Annotated in this window: 19 protein-coding genes and 1 pseudogene; 3 read left to right on the top strand and 17 right to left on the bottom strand. The window is 36.1% G+C overall.

Annotated elements, in window-relative coordinates; genetic code table 11:
* Positions 1–26: 26 nt before the first annotated feature.
* The 3 genes from JMM81_RS15415 to yneA all read right to left on the bottom strand — a co-directional run bounded on the left by JMM81_RS15415 (position 27) and on the right by yneA (position 1,348).
* The gene (locus JMM81_RS15415) at positions 27–266 is read right to left on the bottom strand and encodes a DUF896 domain-containing protein (protein ID WP_256242451.1); all 240 of its coding nucleotides are present in this window, start codon (positions 264–266) and stop codon (positions 27–29) included.
* Between the two features lie 82 nt (positions 267–348).
* Positions 349–1,005 (bottom strand): YneB family resolvase-like protein, encoded by a 657-nt coding sequence (locus tag JMM81_RS15410; protein ID WP_256242450.1) that lies wholly within the window; start codon positions 1,003–1,005, stop codon positions 349–351.
* A gap of 22 nt (positions 1,006–1,027) precedes the next feature.
* Positions 1,028–1,348, bottom strand: a complete 321-nt coding sequence (gene yneA, locus JMM81_RS15405; RefSeq protein ID WP_256242449.1) for a cell division suppressor protein YneA — start codon at positions 1,346–1,348, stop codon at positions 1,028–1,030.
* A 157-nt stretch (positions 1,349–1,505) separates the two neighbouring features.
* Between yneA and lexA the strand changes: the two genes are divergently transcribed.
* Positions 1,506–2,129: a transcriptional repressor LexA gene (gene lexA, locus JMM81_RS15400; RefSeq protein WP_256242448.1), complete on the top strand. Its 624-nt coding sequence runs from the start codon at positions 1,506–1,508 to the stop codon at positions 2,127–2,129.
* A gap of 102 nt (positions 2,130–2,231) precedes the next feature.
* Here lexA and JMM81_RS15395 read toward each other — a convergent pair whose 3' ends face one another.
* From JMM81_RS15395 to hflX, 9 genes are all read right to left on the bottom strand, one after another.
* Positions 2,232–2,831: a response regulator transcription factor gene (locus JMM81_RS15395; RefSeq protein ID WP_256242447.1), complete on the bottom strand. Its 600-nt coding sequence runs from the start codon at positions 2,829–2,831 to the stop codon at positions 2,232–2,234.
* 11 nt (positions 2,832–2,842) lie between these two features.
* Complete coding sequence (locus JMM81_RS15390; protein WP_256242446.1) at positions 2,843–3,964, bottom strand: sensor histidine kinase; 1,122 nt, start codon at positions 3,962–3,964, stop codon at positions 2,843–2,845.
* Between the two features lie 82 nt (positions 3,965–4,046).
* On the bottom strand, positions 4,047–5,075 hold the full coding sequence (desA, locus tag JMM81_RS15385) for a Delta(5) desaturase DesA (protein ID WP_256242445.1): 1,029 nt from the start codon (positions 5,073–5,075) through the stop codon (positions 4,047–4,049).
* Between the two features lie 674 nt (positions 5,076–5,749).
* Positions 5,750–7,084: a type I glutamate--ammonia ligase gene (gene glnA / locus JMM81_RS15380; protein ID WP_256242444.1), complete on the bottom strand. Its 1,335-nt coding sequence runs from the start codon at positions 7,082–7,084 to the stop codon at positions 5,750–5,752.
* 250 nt (positions 7,085–7,334) lie between these two features.
* Complete coding sequence (locus JMM81_RS15375) at positions 7,335–7,742, bottom strand: MerR family transcriptional regulator (protein WP_256242443.1); 408 nt, start codon at positions 7,740–7,742, stop codon at positions 7,335–7,337.
* Positions 7,743–7,905: 163 nt separating this feature from the next.
* Positions 7,906–9,240: a type I glutamate--ammonia ligase gene (gene glnA / locus JMM81_RS15370; RefSeq protein WP_256242442.1), complete on the bottom strand. Its 1,335-nt coding sequence runs from the start codon at positions 9,238–9,240 to the stop codon at positions 7,906–7,908.
* A gap of 145 nt (positions 9,241–9,385) precedes the next feature.
* Positions 9,386–9,793 (bottom strand): MerR family transcriptional regulator, encoded by a 408-nt coding sequence (locus tag JMM81_RS15365; RefSeq protein ID WP_256242441.1) that lies wholly within the window; start codon positions 9,791–9,793, stop codon positions 9,386–9,388.
* 78 nt (positions 9,794–9,871) lie between these two features.
* Positions 9,872–11,143, bottom strand: coding sequence for a methionine gamma-lyase family protein (locus JMM81_RS15360; protein ID WP_256242440.1), 1,272 nt, complete (start codon positions 11,141–11,143; stop codon positions 9,872–9,874).
* Between the two features lie 9 nt (positions 11,144–11,152).
* Entirely contained in the window at positions 11,153–12,415 is a 1,263-nt protein-coding gene (gene hflX / locus JMM81_RS15355) for a GTPase HflX (protein ID WP_256242439.1), read from the bottom strand.
* Between the two features lie 287 nt (positions 12,416–12,702).
* Between hflX and JMM81_RS15350 the strand changes: the two genes are divergently transcribed.
* Complete coding sequence (locus JMM81_RS15350) at positions 12,703–13,125, top strand: PilZ domain-containing protein (protein ID WP_256242470.1); 423 nt, start codon at positions 12,703–12,705, stop codon at positions 13,123–13,125.
* A 40-nt stretch (positions 13,126–13,165) separates the two neighbouring features.
* Here the strand turns inward: JMM81_RS15350 and JMM81_RS15345 are convergent, their stop codons facing one another.
* The 5 genes and pseudogenes from JMM81_RS15345 to JMM81_RS15325 form a co-directional block, all read right to left on the bottom strand.
* Positions 13,166–13,939, bottom strand: a complete 774-nt coding sequence (locus JMM81_RS15345; protein WP_256242438.1) for an ABC transporter ATP-binding protein — start codon at positions 13,937–13,939, stop codon at positions 13,166–13,168.
* Positions 13,940–14,080: 141 nt separating this feature from the next.
* Entirely contained in the window at positions 14,081–14,548 is a 468-nt protein-coding gene (locus JMM81_RS15340; RefSeq protein WP_256242437.1) for a 2-thiouracil desulfurase family protein, read from the bottom strand.
* A gap of 226 nt (positions 14,549–14,774) precedes the next feature.
* Complete coding sequence (locus JMM81_RS15335) at positions 14,775–14,912, bottom strand: hypothetical protein (protein WP_256242436.1); 138 nt, start codon at positions 14,910–14,912, stop codon at positions 14,775–14,777.
* A gap of 298 nt (positions 14,913–15,210) precedes the next feature.
* Complete coding sequence (locus JMM81_RS15330) at positions 15,211–16,137, bottom strand: Na/Pi symporter (protein ID WP_256242435.1); 927 nt, start codon at positions 16,135–16,137, stop codon at positions 15,211–15,213.
* 153 nt (positions 16,138–16,290) lie between these two features.
* A pseudogene (locus JMM81_RS15325) lies at positions 16,291–16,986 on the bottom strand (RNA-guided endonuclease TnpB family protein); the annotation flags it as partial.
* A gap of 350 nt (positions 16,987–17,336) precedes the next feature.
* Here JMM81_RS15325 and JMM81_RS15320 point away from each other — a divergent pair.
* The gene (locus JMM81_RS15320) at positions 17,337–17,558 is read left to right on the top strand and encodes a hypothetical protein (RefSeq protein ID WP_256242434.1); all 222 of its coding nucleotides are present in this window, start codon (positions 17,337–17,339) and stop codon (positions 17,556–17,558) included.
* Positions 17,559–17,646: the final 88 nt, after the last annotated feature.

The raw sequence follows: 17,646 nt of genomic DNA, 5'->3' as shown, positions 1-17,646 counted from the left end.
ACACGGACAAAGTTTGCTCTTCTACATTAATGTAAACGATCATCACGGTTACGTTGTAATTTCTTGAGTTTTTCAGGCGTTACATCATTACCTTCTGGATCAATCACACTAACAGACTTTAGCGTATTTAACATCGATGAACGAAATGTTTGTAAATATTCACCTCGAAGTTTCGACTGTTCCTTTGCTTCTAGTTCTGTCAAACCTGTTGTTTTTGCTTTTTTGGCTAATTCATTGATTCTGGCTAGTTTATCTTTTGAAAGCATGTTACCCACCTTCCATACGAACTTTACTTTTTCTATAATATAGAATACAAGACATGTTACAAAATGCAAATCATTTTTGCAATTATTTTGTACTATCATCCATTTTATCCATGTATTCTTGGTATCTTCGATGAACCGTTGCCTTTGAAATAGAATAGCCAAAACCTTTTAAGGTTGCTGTAATTTCAGAAAAAGGAAGCCCATTTTTCCGTAATCGAATGATTTCTTCAATAGGGACCTCTATCCGATCCCGCCCAGCATTATTCCCTTGATTTTTCAAGTTTCTCTGCGGTTTATACCCATTATTAATCGCTCGTTTCATCCCACGTTTAATTTTTACATTATGTAACTTTCTTTGATATTCTTCAACGATCCCCACAATTTGTAACACCATTGAATCCGATTCAGACAACTGTAATTCTCCATTGTTTGAAATACTATAGAGCTTGACTCCTTCTTTCATGATGCAGTGAAGTAAGGCAATCTTTGCATTTCCTCTTCCTAATCTCGTTTCATCTTGAATGAACACAGCTAAAACTTCCTTTTCTCGTATTAATGCTAACAGCTCTAACATTCCATTACGATCTAAATCATAACCACTCGCCTGCTCTTTAATGACCTTCTTCACTTCAAATCCGTTTCTTTCGGCTAAATCTAATAATTCTTCTTCTTGTCTATGTAACGATGTCTCTTGAGTAGCTTTATTTGTGCTTACTCTACAATAAATAATAGCATTCAAATCTTATCACCTATCATTTCTGTTACTGACTTGCCAAATCATGGTAATCCGTCCTATCTACTGGCTGATATTTAATGGGAATGACTAAGTTATCGCCGGAAAAAATATTGTCACCATAGATACCGTTATACTGTTCTACCCACTCGACAAACTCTTTTTCTGTAAGTCCGTGTTGGCTTTCATACTTCTGTGAAATTCCCCATAAGGAATCACCATCCATCACCGTTATTGTCATATAATGTTCTGGAGAAGATGCTACATTAATCTTTATAAGCCATAACGCAATCATTGTTAAAACAACTAGAATAATAGCATACGAGTAATTCTTCCACAATTTCTTCAACTTCAACACCTCATTTTAGAATATACGTTCTATATCTTGTTTTCATTATAGTGCGAACGTTTGTTTTAAGTCAAGGGGTTTTTCGAACTTACGTTTGTGAAATTTCATATTTCGTGCTATAATATGAATAATAATAAAATGATAAGGGGTGATTACAATGACAAAAATATCAAAACGACAACAAGACATACTCGACTTTATTAAAAATGAGGTAAGACAAAAGGGATACCCACCTTCCGTTAGAGAAATTGGTCAAGCAGTCGGTCTTGCATCCAGTTCAACTGTTCATGGTCATTTAGCTCGCCTTGAGAGCAAAGGTCTCATTAGAAGAGATCCTACTAAACCAAGGGCTATTGAGATTTTGGATCTTGATCAGAATTCTCATATTCCAAAGAATAAAGTCATTAATGTTCCCGTTGTTGGAAAGGTTACGGCAGGACTTCCGATTACAGCTATTGAAAATGTAGAAGAGTTTTTCCCACTACCTGAACGTCTTGCACCAGCTGACGAACAATTATTTATGCTCGAAGTGATGGGAGAAAGCATGATTGAAGCGGGAATTCTTGACGGAGATTACGTGATTGTTAGACAGCAAAATACAGCTAATAACGCTGATATTGTTGTCGCAATGACAGAGGACCATGAAGCGACAGTCAAACGCTTCTTTAAAGAAGCCGATTTTTTTCGTCTACAACCTGAAAACTCTACATTAGAGCCTATTATTCTAAAAGCCGTTACTATTTTAGGAAAAGTCATTGGGGTTTATCGTCATATTCATTGATCTTATTTTCCAGACCTTTTCACTAAACATAGAAAAGGCGTAAGAGTTCTACCTTAATAAAATAGAATCTTACGCCTAGAAAATTTATTTTGAAGCTTTTCATCACTTAAACCAGCCTTTTTCTTTCGATCTTGAAATGGCTTCAATCCGATTTTTTACTTCTAACTTATCCAAAATGGTAGAAATATAGTTTCTTACTGTTCCAGATTTGATTCGTAGCTCTTCTGCAATTTCCTTCGTGTTTTTCCCATAGGATACAAGTTCTAATACTTCCTTCTCGCGTTCGGTTAGTGGATTTTCTTCACTATAAAAACCATCCATCAGTTCTGGTGCATAAACTCGTTTTCCATCTATGACACTGCGTATGGTATTTGCCAATTCCTCACTTGGACTATCTTTTAGTAAATATCCGCTTACGCCTGCTTTCAGAGCACGTTGGAAATAACCCGTCCGGGCAAACGTGGTTAATATAATGACCTTGCACCCTTGCCCTTTTAACTCTTCTGCAGCTTCAAGACCACTTTTCAAGGGCATTTCAATATCCATAATACAAATATCTGGTTGATGTTGCTGTACAAGAGAGATCACCTGCTCTCCATTACTTGCTTTCCCAACTACCTCCATATCCTCCTCTAAATTAAGCAATGATCCTAAGGCCCCCAGCATCATTTGCTGGTCTTCCGCAATCACAATACGAATCATCCTAGCTCCCCCTATTCTGACTGTTTAACGACATTTGGTACTTTGATGGCGATCGTCGTCCCGTTTCCAGACATCACTTCAAGGTTTCCATTCACAAACTCTAATCTTTCTTTCATCCCCAATAATCCATTCCCTTTTTCAAAAACATCTTCAGATATGATACCTATTCCGTCGTCCGAGACCTTAATGACAACTTCCTTATCATTTTGTTTAATTGAAACACGACAAGTTGTAGCCTTACTGTGCTTTACTACATTCGTGATAGCTTCTTTTAAACACATGCTTAAAATATTTTCAACGAACAATGAAACATTCGATAAGGATAAATCCTTTTCACTGTCGTATCTTATTCCAGCTGCTTCTAGTATTTGTTTAACCCGAATGATTTCTTCTTTTAACCGAATACCTCGCATGTTGGATACCATTTTTCTTACTTCGTTTAACGCTGTTCTTGCTGTTTGTTGAATATCTTTTAACTCAGTACGAGCTTGTTCTGGGTCTTTGTCAATAATTTTTCTTGCAAGATCACTTTTTAAACCAATAAGTGAGAGCTTTTGACCTAATGTATCATGAAGATCACGAGCAATTCTCTGTCGTTCCTCTTGAACAATTAAATCAGAAATTCTTTTATTCGCAAACGCCAGTTCAGCTTCAAGTTGTTCACGTTTTTTTCGGTTGTAAATACTAAAAGGAAGAAGAATAACACTGATTAAAATAAGAATGATAAAGGGTAATTGGTTTAATATTAGTTCATCTCGAATAATAAAATTAACACTAATGGCAGCTGTTGTACTAACTAAATGAATAATATAAAAAGTAATAAAGGCCGCCCAATTCCCAAAATTACCGATTAAATAAGCGAGAAAAAAAGCAAAGTAAACGTAGCCCAAAAAAGTGGTCATCGTGATCGAAATGATAATTAGTAAACAAGTCCATAAATACCTTAGCCATCCTTTTGATATAAAAGCAAAGCGATATGAAATAAAGAAGAAAATGGACAAGAAGATGCCTGCAACGATTTCAAGTATCGTTGACCATTGAAAAATAAAATAAAAGGGTAAAACAGAAAAGAGCGCCCATATATATGGTGAAACCCCGGTACTACTTTGGAATAATTGAAGTCTTTTTTTCATTTATAAACCTCTTTTTGATGATTTTTCAAGAACATAAGATAATCATAGCAAAATTAAAGAGGGAAGTCTTTATAACTCCCTCTTAATCAAGCACCTTTTGTGTAAGTTTTTGCCTTGCTAAACTTTTTTTCACCGTCTGAAAACAAACAAACTTTTTATTTTCTTCATCCCATAGACGATATTGAACTGCACGTAAGCTTGAGCGAATCGTGACGGTTGGAACTGATTTTAATGGAACATTATTATTATGAGCCTCTTCAAGATGATAATTAGGGACTCTTGGGCTTAAATGATGAACATGATGGTAACCAATATTTCCAGTCAACCATTGAAGTAACTTTGGAAGTTTATAAAACGAACTTCCTTCTACAGCTGCTTTCACAAAGTCCCAGTCTTCGTCTTTTGCAAAATAACTATCTTCAAAGTGATGTTGTACATAGAATAGCCAAATGCCGAGAGAACCTGCAATAAATAAAATCGGACCTTGAATCAATAAAAAAGCCTGCCAACCAACAATCCAACACATCATTCCATATAGTAAGACAACCGAAAGATTAATTAAATACGTATTCATACGCTCTTTCACACGAGCATCTTTCCGATTGAAACGGTTAGTGACTAGAAATAAGTAAATAGGTCCAATACCAAACATAACGATTGGATTACGATATAACCGATACGCTAACCGTTGCCCAAAAGGAGCATTAGCATATTCTTCGACTGTCATAACCCAAATATCACCAGTTCCTCGTTTATTTAAATTACTGCTTGTTGCATGATGAACATTATGACTGTGACGCCATTGTTGAAAAGGAAATAGTGTTAAAATCCCCGTGATCGTACCAACCACTTCGTTCGCACGCTTGTTTTTAAAAAAGGAATTATGACAACAGTCATGAAAAATAATAAATGTCCGAACGATAAAACCTGCAGCCAATACGTTTAAACCTAGTGTTAATAAGTAAGAAATAGATAGGCTTTCGTAAGCTAAATACCAAAGTAGAAAAAAAGGGAAGACTGTATTCACTATTTGCCAAACACTATTCTTTAAATTGGCTTTCTCGTAAGGAGCCATTGTTTTTTTTAGTTCTTTCTGTAACTGTTTCGTCATACTTTGTTTGTTCCTCCTAATATTTTATCGTTTCATTATTTATTTTCGCTTCCAGTTATAATTAATGTTTTTATTATAAGGAAGAAAAATAACGTTTTGTAGTCATACACGTCATGCGTACGGTGTGACATTTGTCATACTAGAATATTTTTTTCTCTATTTTGGACATATTCAAAAATAGTTTGTTCATCTACGAGTAAAATATTAACAAAATCATTAAATAGTAAAAAAAGAAAAAATACCTAGACCAAACGAATATCTTAAATACCTTTCCCTTTTTAAACTTTGACTGTGTTAAACCATCGTATTCATGCTCCAATAGCCTTTGGGATACACGCTCATTAAGTGATTCATATTGAATCAAACATATATTCTCATACACCAAAGACCACTTATCTACAATAATCAATCAAATTCGCCCCGCCGAATTTGCGCCCGGATTTTTATCGAGCTCGCTCGATAAATGACCTTTAAAAAATCCGAGGCATCCGCCGGAGGCTTAACTTCATTCAGTCGCGGTTTGAACCCCCACTGAATCAGAGAGCTTTTTGCATTCATCCCCCACTTACAGAAGTGGAGGACTTCTGCTGAATGAAGTTAACACAATCTAAACCTTAGAAATAAAATTACCCATAAAAAAACCCCAACACCAATAGTGTTGAGGCTTCGTATTATTAATACACTGTCATATATTGTTCGCGTTCCCATGGGTGAACTTGTGTACGGAACATATCCCATTCAATTTCTTTTGCTTCAAGGAAGTGTTCGAAGATATGCTCTCCAAGAGCAGAAACCATGACTTCATCTGATTTTAAATGTCCAATAGCTGCAGCTAATGTTGCTGGTAGATCAGATACACCTTCAGCTACACGCTCTTCTTTATCCATAACATAGATGTTACGGTCAACTGGTGCTGGAGGAGTTAATTTGTTTTTCACTCCATCAAGACCTGCTTTTAATAGAACAGCTAGTGCTAAATATGGATTCGCTGCAGGGTCTACACTACGTACTTCTACACGTGTGCTTAAACCACGTGAAGCTGGAATACGAATTAATGGTGAACGATTACTTGTTGACCAAGCTACATAACAAGGTGCTTCATAACCAGGTACTAAACGCTTATAAGAATTTACTGTTGGATTTGTAATTGCAGTGAAAGCTTCTGCATGTTTCACAATACCAGCAATAAATTGACGAGCTGTTTCACTTAATTGCAAGTCAGCTTTTGGATCAAAGAACGCATTTTCTCCGTTCTTGAATAGTGATAAGTTACAATGCATACCAGATCCGTTTACACCAAACAATGGTTTTGGCATAAAGGTTGCATGTAAACCATGTTTACGAGCAATCGTTTTTACAACCAATTTAAACGTTTGGATATAATCACATGCTGTAATAGCATCTGCATATTTGAAATCAATCTCATGTTGCCCAGGTGCAACTTCATGGTGTGATGCTTCAATTTCAAAGCCCATTTCTTCAAGTTCAAGAACGATATCACGACGACAATTTTCACCTAAATCAGTTGGTGCTAAATCGAAGTAGCCGCCACTATCATTTAATTCTAGAGTTGGCTCACCTTTTTCATCAAGTTTGAACAAGAAGAATTCTGGCTCAGGTCCTAAGTTGAAATCTGTGAATCCTAAGTCTTCCATTTCTTTCAATACACGTTTTAAGTTATTACGTGGGTCTCCAGCAAATGGAGTTCCATCTGGAGTATAAATATCACAGATAAAACGTGCAACTTTTCCTTTTTCAGCTGTCCAAGGGAATACAACAAAAGTGTCTAAATCAGGGTATAAATTCATATCTGATTCTTCGATACGTACAAATCCTTCAATCGAAGATCCGTCAAACATCATTTTATTATCAAGCGCCTTTTCAAGCTGGCTAACCGGAATTTCTACATTCTTGATTACACCTAAAATATCCGTAAATTGCAAACGGATATATTTTACGTTTTGTTCTTGACACATGCGTTGAATATCTTCTTTAGTATACTTTGCCAATTTTAATTCCTCCCAAAATATGCTTGTATTTATTTATTAAAAAAAATAGTATAAAACACTTTTCTAAGAAATAGCACCTAAATGAATCAACTATTTTTCTTAGCATTTACAGATTCAGCTCTATTAATTCCTTCCAAATATGCTTGTATTTATTGAAAAAATAGTACAAAACACTTGTTAAGAAATAAGGCCTAAATAAATCAACTATTTTTCTTAGCATTTACAGATTCAGCTCTATTAATCAATCATTTTAGTGAAAAAAGCGATGCATATCTCCTTGACGCATTGTTGGCCGATTGAATCGTCCAGCATTTGTTAACTCTTTCCTTAGAAGCTTTCTAATTTCATCATTTGTAAGCTCCTGTTTTTCCTTGACAACTTGTTTTTGTAGTTCCTGTTCAAGTGACTTTTCAACTTTGATGGCGAAGAGTTGTTTTATTCCTGCCATGTTAACGCCTTGGTCAATCAAATCTTTAATTTCTAACAAGGTATCAATATCATTCAAGGAAAAGAGTCGGCGTTTTCCATCCGTTCTTGCTGGAGAAATCAAATTATGTTCTTCATAGTAACGGATTTGTCGAGCAGTTAGTTCAGTTAGTTGCATCACTACCCCAATTTGAAAGAGTGGCATTGAGCGACGAATTTGACTTCCTGTCATTTGGCTTCTTCTCCATTTCCTTTACTTTGACTTCTTGAGTTTATTATATGTCATGTAAGATAAACTGTCAACAAAATGTTATATTTTATGACACAAAATATTTATCCATTAAAAAACCTCAACACCGAAGTGTTAAGGCTTAGCTTTCTTTTCTTTGCTTTGATTAATACATATTCATATATTGTTCACGTTCCCAAGGGTGAACTTGTGTACGGAACATATCCCATTCAATTTCTTTTGCTTCAAGGAAGTGTTCAATTATATGATCTCCAAGAGCAGAAATGACCACTTCATCTGATTTTAATTCTTCAAGCGCTATGGCTAATGATGCCGGTAAATCAGTAATTCCTTCTGCAAGACGTTCTTCTCTATTCATTGCATAAATATTACGATCAAGCGGTACTGGAGGAGTCATTTTATTTTGGATTCCATCAAGACCCGCTTTTAACAGAACAGCCAATGCTAAGTATGGATTTGCTGAAGGATCAACACTACGTACTTCTACACGTGTACTTAAACCACGAGAAGCTGGGATTCGAACTAAAGGTGAACGATTACTTGTTGACCATGCCACATAACAAGGTGCTTCATACCCAGGTACTAACCGTTTATAAGAATTCACTGTTGGATTTGTGATCGCTGTAAAAGCCGATGCATGTTTTATAATACCTGCTATAAATTGGCGAGCTACATCACTTAATTCTAAAGAGGAACTTTCATCATAGAATGCATTTTTACCATTAGTGAATAAAGACAAATTACAATGCATACCAGATCCAGCTAAACCAAACACTGGCTTTGGCATAAAGGTTGCGTGTAATCCGTGTTTACGAGCAATCGTTTTGACAACTAATTTAAACGTTTGGATATCATCACACGCAGAAATAGCATCCGCATATTTGAAATCAATTTCATGTTGTCCTGGAGCATTCTCATGGTGTGACGCTTCAATATCAAATCCCATCTCTTCAAGCTCAAGTACAATATCACGGCGGCAGTTTTCACCAAGATCTGTTGGGGCTAAATCGAAGTAACCACCGCTATCATTCAACTCTAAAGTTGGTTCCCCTTTTTCATCAAGTTTAAATAAGAAAAACTCTGGCTCAGGCCCTAAATTGAAATCCGTAAACCCTAAGCCTTCCATTTCTTTCAACACACGTTTTAGGTTATTACGTGGGTCACCAGAAAAGGGAGTTCCATCTGGAGTATAAATATCACAGATAAAACGAGCAACCTTTCCTTTTTCAGCTGTCCAAGGGAATACAACAAAAGTATCTAAATCAGGGTATAAATTCATATCTGACTCTTCGATACGTACGAATCCTTCAATCGAAGAACCGTCAAACATCATTTTATTATCAAGCGCCTTTTCAAGTTGGCTAATTGGAATCTCAACGTTTTTGATGACACCTAAAATATCCGTAAATTGAAGGCGGATATATTTCACGTTTTGTTCCTCGCATATTCGCCTGATATCTTCTTTTGTTTGCTTTGCCATTTGTATTTCCTCCAAACTCTACATATATAATGGTACAAACAACAATACATAGAAAATTGATTGTCGTTTGTTGTTAATCTGTTCTCTATATCCTTTTAGATGTATCACTGGACTGATTCTGATTCAACCGTACGAATCAATTACTCTAGTGAAAAAACCTTTGCATACCTCCCTGACGTAATCCAGGGGAGTTGAATCGACCAGCATTCGTTAACTCTTTCCTTAAAAGCTTTCGTATCTCTTCGTTAGATAACTCCTTTTTTTCCTTAGTAGCCTTTTTTTGTAACTCATGTTCAAGTGACTGTTCAACTTTGATGGTAAAAAGTTGTTTTATTCCCGCCATGTTAACACCTTGATCAATCAAATCTTTAATTTCTAACAACGTATCAATGTCATTTAATGAAAAAAGTCGGCGATTTCCATCTGTTCTTGCTGGTGTAATCAGATTATGCTCTTCATAGTAACGAATTTGTCGAGCAGTAAGATCAGTTAATTTCATCACCGTCCCGATTGAAAAAAGAGGCATTGAACGCCGAATTTGGCTTCCTGTCATTTGGTTTCTTCTCCATTCTCTCAATTTATACATACTAACCTTATTATATGTTAGTAAGAAAATCCTTCAATAATCGTACTAAAATGAAAGCAATTCTTTTTCAAGTAATGCATTCAAGGCAACACAGATTGCTATTTTGACATGTGAGTAGGTTAATCCGCCCTGCACATAGGCTACATAAGGAGGTCTTGTTGGTCCATCTGCTGTTAATTCGATGCTAGCACCTTGAATAAACGTCCCAGCTGCCATAATCACATCATCTTCATATCCAGGCATATAAGCGGGGTATGGTGTCACATGCGAATTAATGGGTGAGGCAAATTGAATCGCTTGGCAAAAAGCAACCATTTTATCCCGATCATCAAATTGGACAGACTGAATTAAATCGGTTCGCTTATTACTATCCCATTTTGGATTTGAATTCATCCCAAGCCGTTCGAGCATAGCGGCCGTAAACACTGCCCCCTTTAATGCCTGACCCACAACATGTGGAGCAAGGAAAAAACCTTGATACATTTCTTGCAAACTATATAGGGAAGCACCCGCTTCCGCACCGATTCCTGGTGATGTTAGTCGATAAGAACAAGCTTCGACCCACTTTTGCTTACCGACAATATAACCACCGGTCTTCACTAATCCACCACCTGGATTTTTAATAAGAGAACCTGCCATCAAATCCGCTCCAACATGACATGGCTCTCGGTCTTCTACAAATTCTCCATAGCAATTGTCCACAAACACAACCACTTCAGAATTGATTTCTTTCACAAAGCGAATCATTTCTTCAATTTCCGAAACCATAAAAGAAGGTCTAGTTGCATACCCTTTTGAACGCTGAATGCCAATCATTTTCGTATTTGGTTTCATGGCCTTTGCTACAGCCTTGTAATCAACAGCACCCGTTTCTAATAAGTCGACACTTTGATAAGAGATTCCGAACTCCTTTAATGAACCGGATCCATTTCCTCGCAAACCAACAATCTCCTCAAGTGTATCATAAGGTTTTCCTGTTATGTATAAAAGTTCATCCCCTGGCCTTAGCACACCAAATAAGGCAATCGAAATGGCATGCGTTCCAGAAATGATTTGAGGTCTAACAAGTCCTGCGTCCCCACCAAATACTTCTGCATAAATCTTTTCCAATGTATCTCTTCCATAATCATCGTAGCCATATCCTGTAGATGGAATAAAATGAGAATCACTCACTTGATGATGTTGAAAACTGTTTAAAACACGAAATTGATTATGATCAATCCTCTCTTCTATTCCTTCATGTATTGTTTTAATTTGCTGCTCCACTTCTGCAACAAGTGGTTGTAAAACTTCCCCATAAGTTAATGATCGAAACATGTCTTTCTCCTATCCTTTTACTTTATATTGTTGTAACTGTCCAAAAATCGGATGATCCACAAACGAATAGCCCTTACAAACATACAATTGCTTTTCCTCATCAAACGCCAATTCTCTAAGAATCGTTTCATTTTTCAATTGTGATAATAATTTTCCTTCTGTTGAAGGTACTTCCACATGGTAAAAATCCATCATCGCAATTATTTTTGCTTCAAGCGTATGTTTCAATAACTCACGGTCCTCTTTTGTTAAGGCACTGATTTGGATCGATTCATTTTTCGTTGATGGAACAAAATCTGCATGTTGGACATCCTTTTTATTATACACAGTTATTTGGGGAATTTGTTCTGTTTCTAACTCTTCTAATAATTGAGTAACCGTTTGTTCATGTTGAAAATAATCCGGATTGGACGCATCGATAACATGCAGCAAAAGGTCAGCTTCCTTTGCTTCCTCCAGGGTTGAACGGAATGCCGCAATCAGGCTCGTTGGCAAGTCTTGAATAAAACCAACGGTATCTGTCATCAAAACGGTATATCCACTAGGCAGAATGAGTTTTCTTGTCATCGGATCAAGTGTCGCAAATAATTGATTTTCTTCAAATGAAGCGGCCTCTGTTAAGCGATTGAACAAGGTTGATTTCCCAGCGTTTGTATATCCGACAATAGCCACTTGGAAAGCACGATTTTTCTTCCTTCTTTCCCGATACCGTTCACGGTGTTGTACAATGCTTGTCAATTGTGATTTAATATCATGTATTCGGCTACGGATATGACGGCGATCTGCTTCGAGCTTTGTTTCCCCAGGTCCTCTTGTTCCGATCCCTGCACCTAATCTCGAAAGTTGCGTCCCTTGTCCACCAAGACGAGGAAGTAAATATTGAAGTTGAGCTAGTTCAACCTGTAGTTTCCCTTCCTTTGACCTTGCTCTTTGGGCAAAAATATCAAGGATTAATTGCGTTCGATCAATGATTCTTACATCAATATCTCGTGCGATGTTTCGCACCTGACTTGGTGATAATTCGTCATTGAAAATAACTAATTTTGCTTCCATCTCTTCGACGAGAGCTTTAAGTTCTTCTACTTTTCCTCTTCCGATATAAGTCGCTGGATGAATACGCTCTCTTTTTTGAATTAATGAAGTCAATACTTCCCCATTCGCTGTTTTCGTTAGCGATGCTAATTCTTCCATTGAATATTGAAAAGGCAAATCTTCCTCTGTTGTCTGACAACCAACAAGGATGACGTTTTCTCTTTCTTGCTTTCGCTCCATTGAATCGCCTTCTTTCTACCCTGTTTTTTTCATCATACCAAACATCACCAGCAAACTCTAATAGCCTTTTGATAAAAAAGCAAAATAAGGTGAGTGAGTATAAACGCCGTCTTGATTTATTATTCACTTGAAAAAAGTCTACTTACTTACTATCAATTTAAAATAAGCCTACTAAATCTATTAAGTTACAATTTTTGTCTATATTTTAGGTTTATAGAACTAATAAAATACAGTATAATGGAGAGTGCTTGCCTTCAAAACCAACTACTTTGGCCAATCAACCTAATATGAACCGAAGACAATACTTTAGAATTCTTTTTAAGTATCCTTTATTAGGTTCCTTGACAGTGCAATTATTAAATAAAAAACCTATTCAAATTGGGAGTAGTTCTATTTTGATCGAAGACATTGAAGCTGGTGGACTATGCTATGAATCCAACATTAGATTCCTTCTTGATAAAGGGTTTATATTGGGTATAACGACAAAACTATTTGACCAGAACCTGTCGTTTCAAGGAAGAAATGTATGGTGTAAAGAAGTAGATGACGGTGTGTATCAATATGGGTTTGAATTCGACTTGGAAGACTCTCAGCGTTCTCGTTTACTTCCATTATTACATCACCTTCAGGTTAAATATCATAAAGAGATGTTACTCCCTGGGTGCAACTTTATCAAAATAACGGATAGCACACAATTCTTTTACCAATAGGAATACGGTATTTCATTGCTATTTAAAACTCTATGGATCTCTATTTAGAAAGAAAAAGACGATGATTCCGTTTAATAACACTAACAGGCAGATCAAAAAATTGAGACAGTTGTTGACTGGAAATCATATCACTCGTATTACCAGATGCAAAAACTTGGCCAGTTTTTAATAATAATGTCTGATTAAAAACTGGCAGAATTTCTTCTACATGATGTGTCACATAAATCATTGTTGGTGCATCTGGTTTTAAAGTGATTTTTTCAATCGATTCCAGAAGTTTTTCACGAGCAATGAAATCCAATCCATTTGTTGGTTCATCAAAAACAAGCAAAGAAGGGTTTGCCATCAATGCACGAGCAATTAAAACCCGTTGCTTTTCTCCTTCTGATAATGTTCCATAGTTTCGATTTGCATACTCAAAACAGCCAAAATCCTTTAACAGATCGATCGCTTTTTCTCTCATCTCATCTGTTATTTTTTTGTAAAGACCAATGGAAGAAAATGCCCCACTTAACACAATTTCAAATGCATTATCGTTTGAATGTAGTTTTTCTTGCAAGAATGATGAAACAAACCCTATTTTTGATCGAAGGGTTTCTCCAAGATGCGTTTTACCAAATTCCTTCCCCAACACTTTCGCTTTACCACTAGTTGGAAAATAATAGGCATTTAACATATTTAGAATAGATGTCTTCCCAGAACCATTTAATCTAAATAAAACCCAATTCTCTCCCTTTTTTACATGCCAATTCACGTTTTGTAAAATCCATGAGCCATCCTTTTTCAATGACACATTTTCTAAATGTAAAACCATCTCAATTTTCTCCTCTATTTTTCTTTATAAAATTAAATACCTAAACACTTCCAATTTTATTCGTTATGGATGCATCAATCAGAGTCTTTATACTGTTTATTTTAAAGGTTTACTAAAAAAAATCAAAATTGACTTCACCATTCATTCTATTTCTTCTAATAAATCAAGAAAGTTTTCTTCCGATACGACTTGAATGCCATTTCTTTTTAGTAAAGCGGCAGTTACTCCGTCTCCCCTTACTTTGTTTCCTTTAAATTCACCATTATAAATCATCGTACTTCCACAGGATGGGCTTCGTTCTTTTAAAACAACTATCGTTGCTTCGTTTTCTTTCGCTATCTTCAACGTTTCTCGTGCACCTTTTATAAACTGTTCTGTTACATCTTTTCCCGTATTCGTCATCACTTTTGCTTGACCATTCAAAACATCCTCTCCATCTCCACCTACTATTTCAGCGGGTTCTCTCGGAATGGATAGTCCTCCCAGCACTTCTGGACAAACAGGCATGGCTTTTTTCTCTTCAAACCATTTATTTATTTTCAGATTGAGATTATGCGATCCATCATACTTCACATCAAACCCTGCTAAACACGCACTCACTAAAATCACGTTCTTCACCCCTATTAATAACGGTTTAAATGGTTTAGACGGTTCACCCATTGTTTCATCTATAGTTCCTAAAAGATGCGTATTTAAGTTTATTATAACGTTAACAACTCACATAGATCAAAAAATGAGAAATAGTTATTAAAAAGCGAAAACCCCACCAGTATTTCAATTACTGATAGGGCTATGTTGTTACTGCTGATTTTGTTTCTGTTATCATCATGATCGATTAACCGGCATTCTTACTATATTCATTCAACTGTTCCTCTGTTAGATGCTTAATAAAATGATGAAAATTCACTGAATCCATCTCATAGTTTTCACAAACTTTTTTATAATACTCATATGCTTTACGATACATTTCCATTTTTCATCCCTCATTTATTGTTATATAACAGTTTATTAAATTTATAAATAATATATAACAGTTTAGTGAAATTTGTCAATGGTATTTTAAAATTGGGCTCTGTTAAACAATCGTGTTTTTGCTCTATAAGCCTTTGGTGTACACGTCCATTACGTTATTCATGCTGAATAAAACATATATCCACATACACGAAAGGTCATATATCAACAATCATCATTAACATAGCTTAAAATAAAAAAGCACAGATAACGTCTAATTCTAGTCGTCACCTGTGCTTTTTTTATCTTTCCAACGAAATTTATGTCCCTTTTTTATCATGAATTTTCAAAACCATTTTCCCAAATGAATTAGCAAACGGTAGTACAAGCAGAGAACAAAGAACATTAAATAGAACACTGACATGGGCAAGCTGAACATCTGGTGATGAAGCAAGTTGCATGCCCACTTCAGAAAGCCTCCCAATAAACGGATAGAATGCGGCTACTCCAAGAACATTTAACCAAATATGGGCGTAAGCAGTCAGCCTTGCCTCACGCCCACCACCTAACGAGGCCAAAAAAGCATCTACACAAGTCCCAATATTGGAACCAAGCATGATCGCTACACCCGTGTCTACACTCATTGCCCCACTTGTTAAAAACCCCATAATGATTCCTGTTGTAGCTGTGCTTGATTGAATAATCCCTGTTATGACCGCTCCAGTCAATACGCTCAACAGATAACTATCATTCAAAGAGGATAATAATTGATCCATGAAACCAATTTCTTTTAATGGAGTAGCTAAGTGTTCAAATCCTCCCATCGCTGTGAACACAAGAGAAATACCGAGAAGAATCAATCCCATGCTCTGTATCTTCTTTTTCCCCGCAAATAAAAAAATGATCGCCAAAATCATAATAGGGATCATATAGGCTTGGATATCAAACGTAATGAGTTCAGTTGTAATTGTCGTTCCGATATTCGTTCCTAAAATGATTCCAATGGACTGAGTAAATGAAAGCATTCTTGCCGAAATCAACCCGATTGTAATAATCATAACAGCTGAACTACTTTGCAGAATACATGTAATGAGAATTCCGGCTAGTAGCCCTTTCCAAGGAGCATCAGTTAGTTTCGTTAGCCACATTTTCAATGAATCGCCAGATAAGGCAAATAACCCTGACCTTAACAACGTCATCCCTAAAATAAATACCCCAATTAATAGGATAAAAACAAACAACGCCAAAAAAACCTCACCCCCATTCTATTCTTATGGGGAGAGAGCCTAGGACATGCCTATTGGAATATATTCTACTACCTATTATAATAATAGATCATTAGATTGCCTATGCATCATTGTAAAATACATAATCAATATTTTTTGATTTCACCATTGCCCAAGATGTTTAACGTCTTTGTTTTTATAGCCACAACAAGAACATCGTTGACTAGAAGTAAAATTCTTGGCAACGGTCACTATTTACTTTCCATACCACTTTGCTTTATATTCTATCATGGTTTTGAATTGTGACCAGGATACTTCGCTAACGGCTTTGGCAAGATGGTGATTTTTAATCATATTCGATACCGACAAATCTCCCATTCCGATGATGTCGTGGTTTTTGACGATCTCGGTTGCAATCTTGTTTCAGTAATCTTTTCGTGCGTTTGTCATTTTTTCATGGGTTCGCGCCACTTTGATTTTGGCTTTGTACCAGTTCGCATCGCCTATGGTTCGTCTACTCATGACCCGCTATGCTTTCGCTAACTTTTCTTCTAACGTTCGGAAAAACTTCGGATTTGAATAGATCATTCCATCTGAAAGAATCGCAAAGTTTTTAATCCCCACATCGATCCCAATAGCTGATTTTGTTTTCGGTAATGCTGATACTTGAACTTCTGTTGAGAGGGAAACAAAATATTTACCCGAAGGACTGCGTCTAATCGGAGCGTTCAAAACACTCCCTTCTACTTCACGACTTTTAGCAAAACGAACGTTCCCTAATTTAGGAAGCTTGATATAGCGATCGACCACAGCGATATTTCCGTTTGTATGCTTTGTCATATAAGATTGAACCTGATTCTTTTTCGATTTAAGTGGAGCTCGGATGATTATTTTTTCAAGTTAAGCAAAATGTTCTCGAATAGTCGGACAATTGAGATGACAAAAAGCCATCCCTTGTCCGAAGGCGATTCATCCCCTCCCTACTCATTGGGCTATGCCCTTCATATTCCTTGGGGAAGGGGTATTCTCGCCTATTTCAAATAAAGATAATTGAAAACCCTATCTATTGTAAACTATATAATATACGAGGTTTACATATATATATATTTGACTAATCTAATCCATTATTTTAACCTAGTATATGGTTATAACAGAAAATTATGGTTATACTAAATCTTGATTAAAGATCAAGTACATGATCATTAGGAGGATTGTTTTAAGTGGATCTATACAAAAATATGGAATTTGAAATGAAAAGTAGTTTTATTCCAAACTTTAGTCATTCGGAAACATTAAGAATTCTAGAAGTAACTGACGCTAGCGTGGTCATACAAATGGATAATTCGGAGTGCAGAGGGGTTTTCCCATTAGACCACTTTAACTATTGGATTAAAAAAAGTTCATTGATCCACATAAATGAACATCACGAAAAGACATCTTAAACGAAAAAAGGAACAGCCTCATTGCATTTTATGCAATGAGGCTGTTCCTTTTTTCTTACTTAAACACTTTTTAACTTTTATCAATCAC

The sequence above is a fragment of the Bacillus sp. V3B genome (assembly GCF_024494465.1).
GTDB lineage: Bacteria > Bacillota > Bacilli > Bacillales > Cytobacillaceae > Bacillus_BD.
Note: the sequence above shows the minus strand (reverse complement) of the source record. Positions and strands in the feature narration are given on the sequence as shown.

What these genes read in the sequence shown, in the direction of transcription:
- JMM81_RS15415 (WP_256242451.1), bottom strand. Translation starts at nt 266, where the DNA reads ATGCTTTCAAAAGATAAACTAGCCAGAATCAATGAATTAGCCAAAAAA.
- lexA (WP_256242448.1), top strand. Translation starts at nt 1,506, where the DNA reads ATGACAAAAATATCAAAACGACAACAAGACATACTCGACTTTATTAAA.
- JMM81_RS15395 (WP_256242447.1), bottom strand. Translation starts at nt 2,831, where the DNA reads ATGATTCGTATTGTGATTGCGGAAGACCAGCAAATGATGCTGGGGGCC.
- JMM81_RS15390 (WP_256242446.1), bottom strand. Translation starts at nt 3,964, where the DNA reads ATGAAAAAAAGACTTCAATTATTCCAAAGTAGTACCGGGGTTTCACCA.
- desA (WP_256242445.1), bottom strand. Translation starts at nt 5,075, where the DNA reads ATGACGAAACAGTTACAGAAAGAACTAAAAAAAACAATGGCTCCTTAC.
- JMM81_RS15375 (WP_256242443.1), bottom strand. Translation starts at nt 7,742, where the DNA reads ATGACAGGAAGTCAAATTCGTCGCTCAATGCCACTCTTTCAAATTGGG.
- glnA (WP_256242442.1), bottom strand. Translation starts at nt 9,240, where the DNA reads ATGGCAAAGCAAACAAAAGAAGATATCAGGCGAATATGCGAGGAACAA.
- JMM81_RS15365 (WP_256242441.1), bottom strand. Translation starts at nt 9,793, where the DNA reads ATGACAGGAAGCCAAATTCGGCGTTCAATGCCTCTTTTTTCAATCGGG.
- JMM81_RS15360 (WP_256242440.1), bottom strand. Translation starts at nt 11,143, where the DNA reads ATGTTTCGATCATTAACTTATGGGGAAGTTTTACAACCACTTGTTGCA.
- hflX (WP_256242439.1), bottom strand. Translation starts at nt 12,415, where the DNA reads ATGGAGCGAAAGCAAGAAAGAGAAAACGTCATCCTTGTTGGTTGTCAG.
- JMM81_RS15350 (WP_256242470.1), top strand. Translation starts at nt 12,703, where the DNA reads ATGAACCGAAGACAATACTTTAGAATTCTTTTTAAGTATCCTTTATTA.
- JMM81_RS15345 (WP_256242438.1), bottom strand. Translation starts at nt 13,939, where the DNA reads ATGGTTTTACATTTAGAAAATGTGTCATTGAAAAAGGATGGCTCATGG.
- JMM81_RS15335 (WP_256242436.1), bottom strand. Translation starts at nt 14,912, where the DNA reads ATGGAAATGTATCGTAAAGCATATGAGTATTATAAAAAAGTTTGTGAA.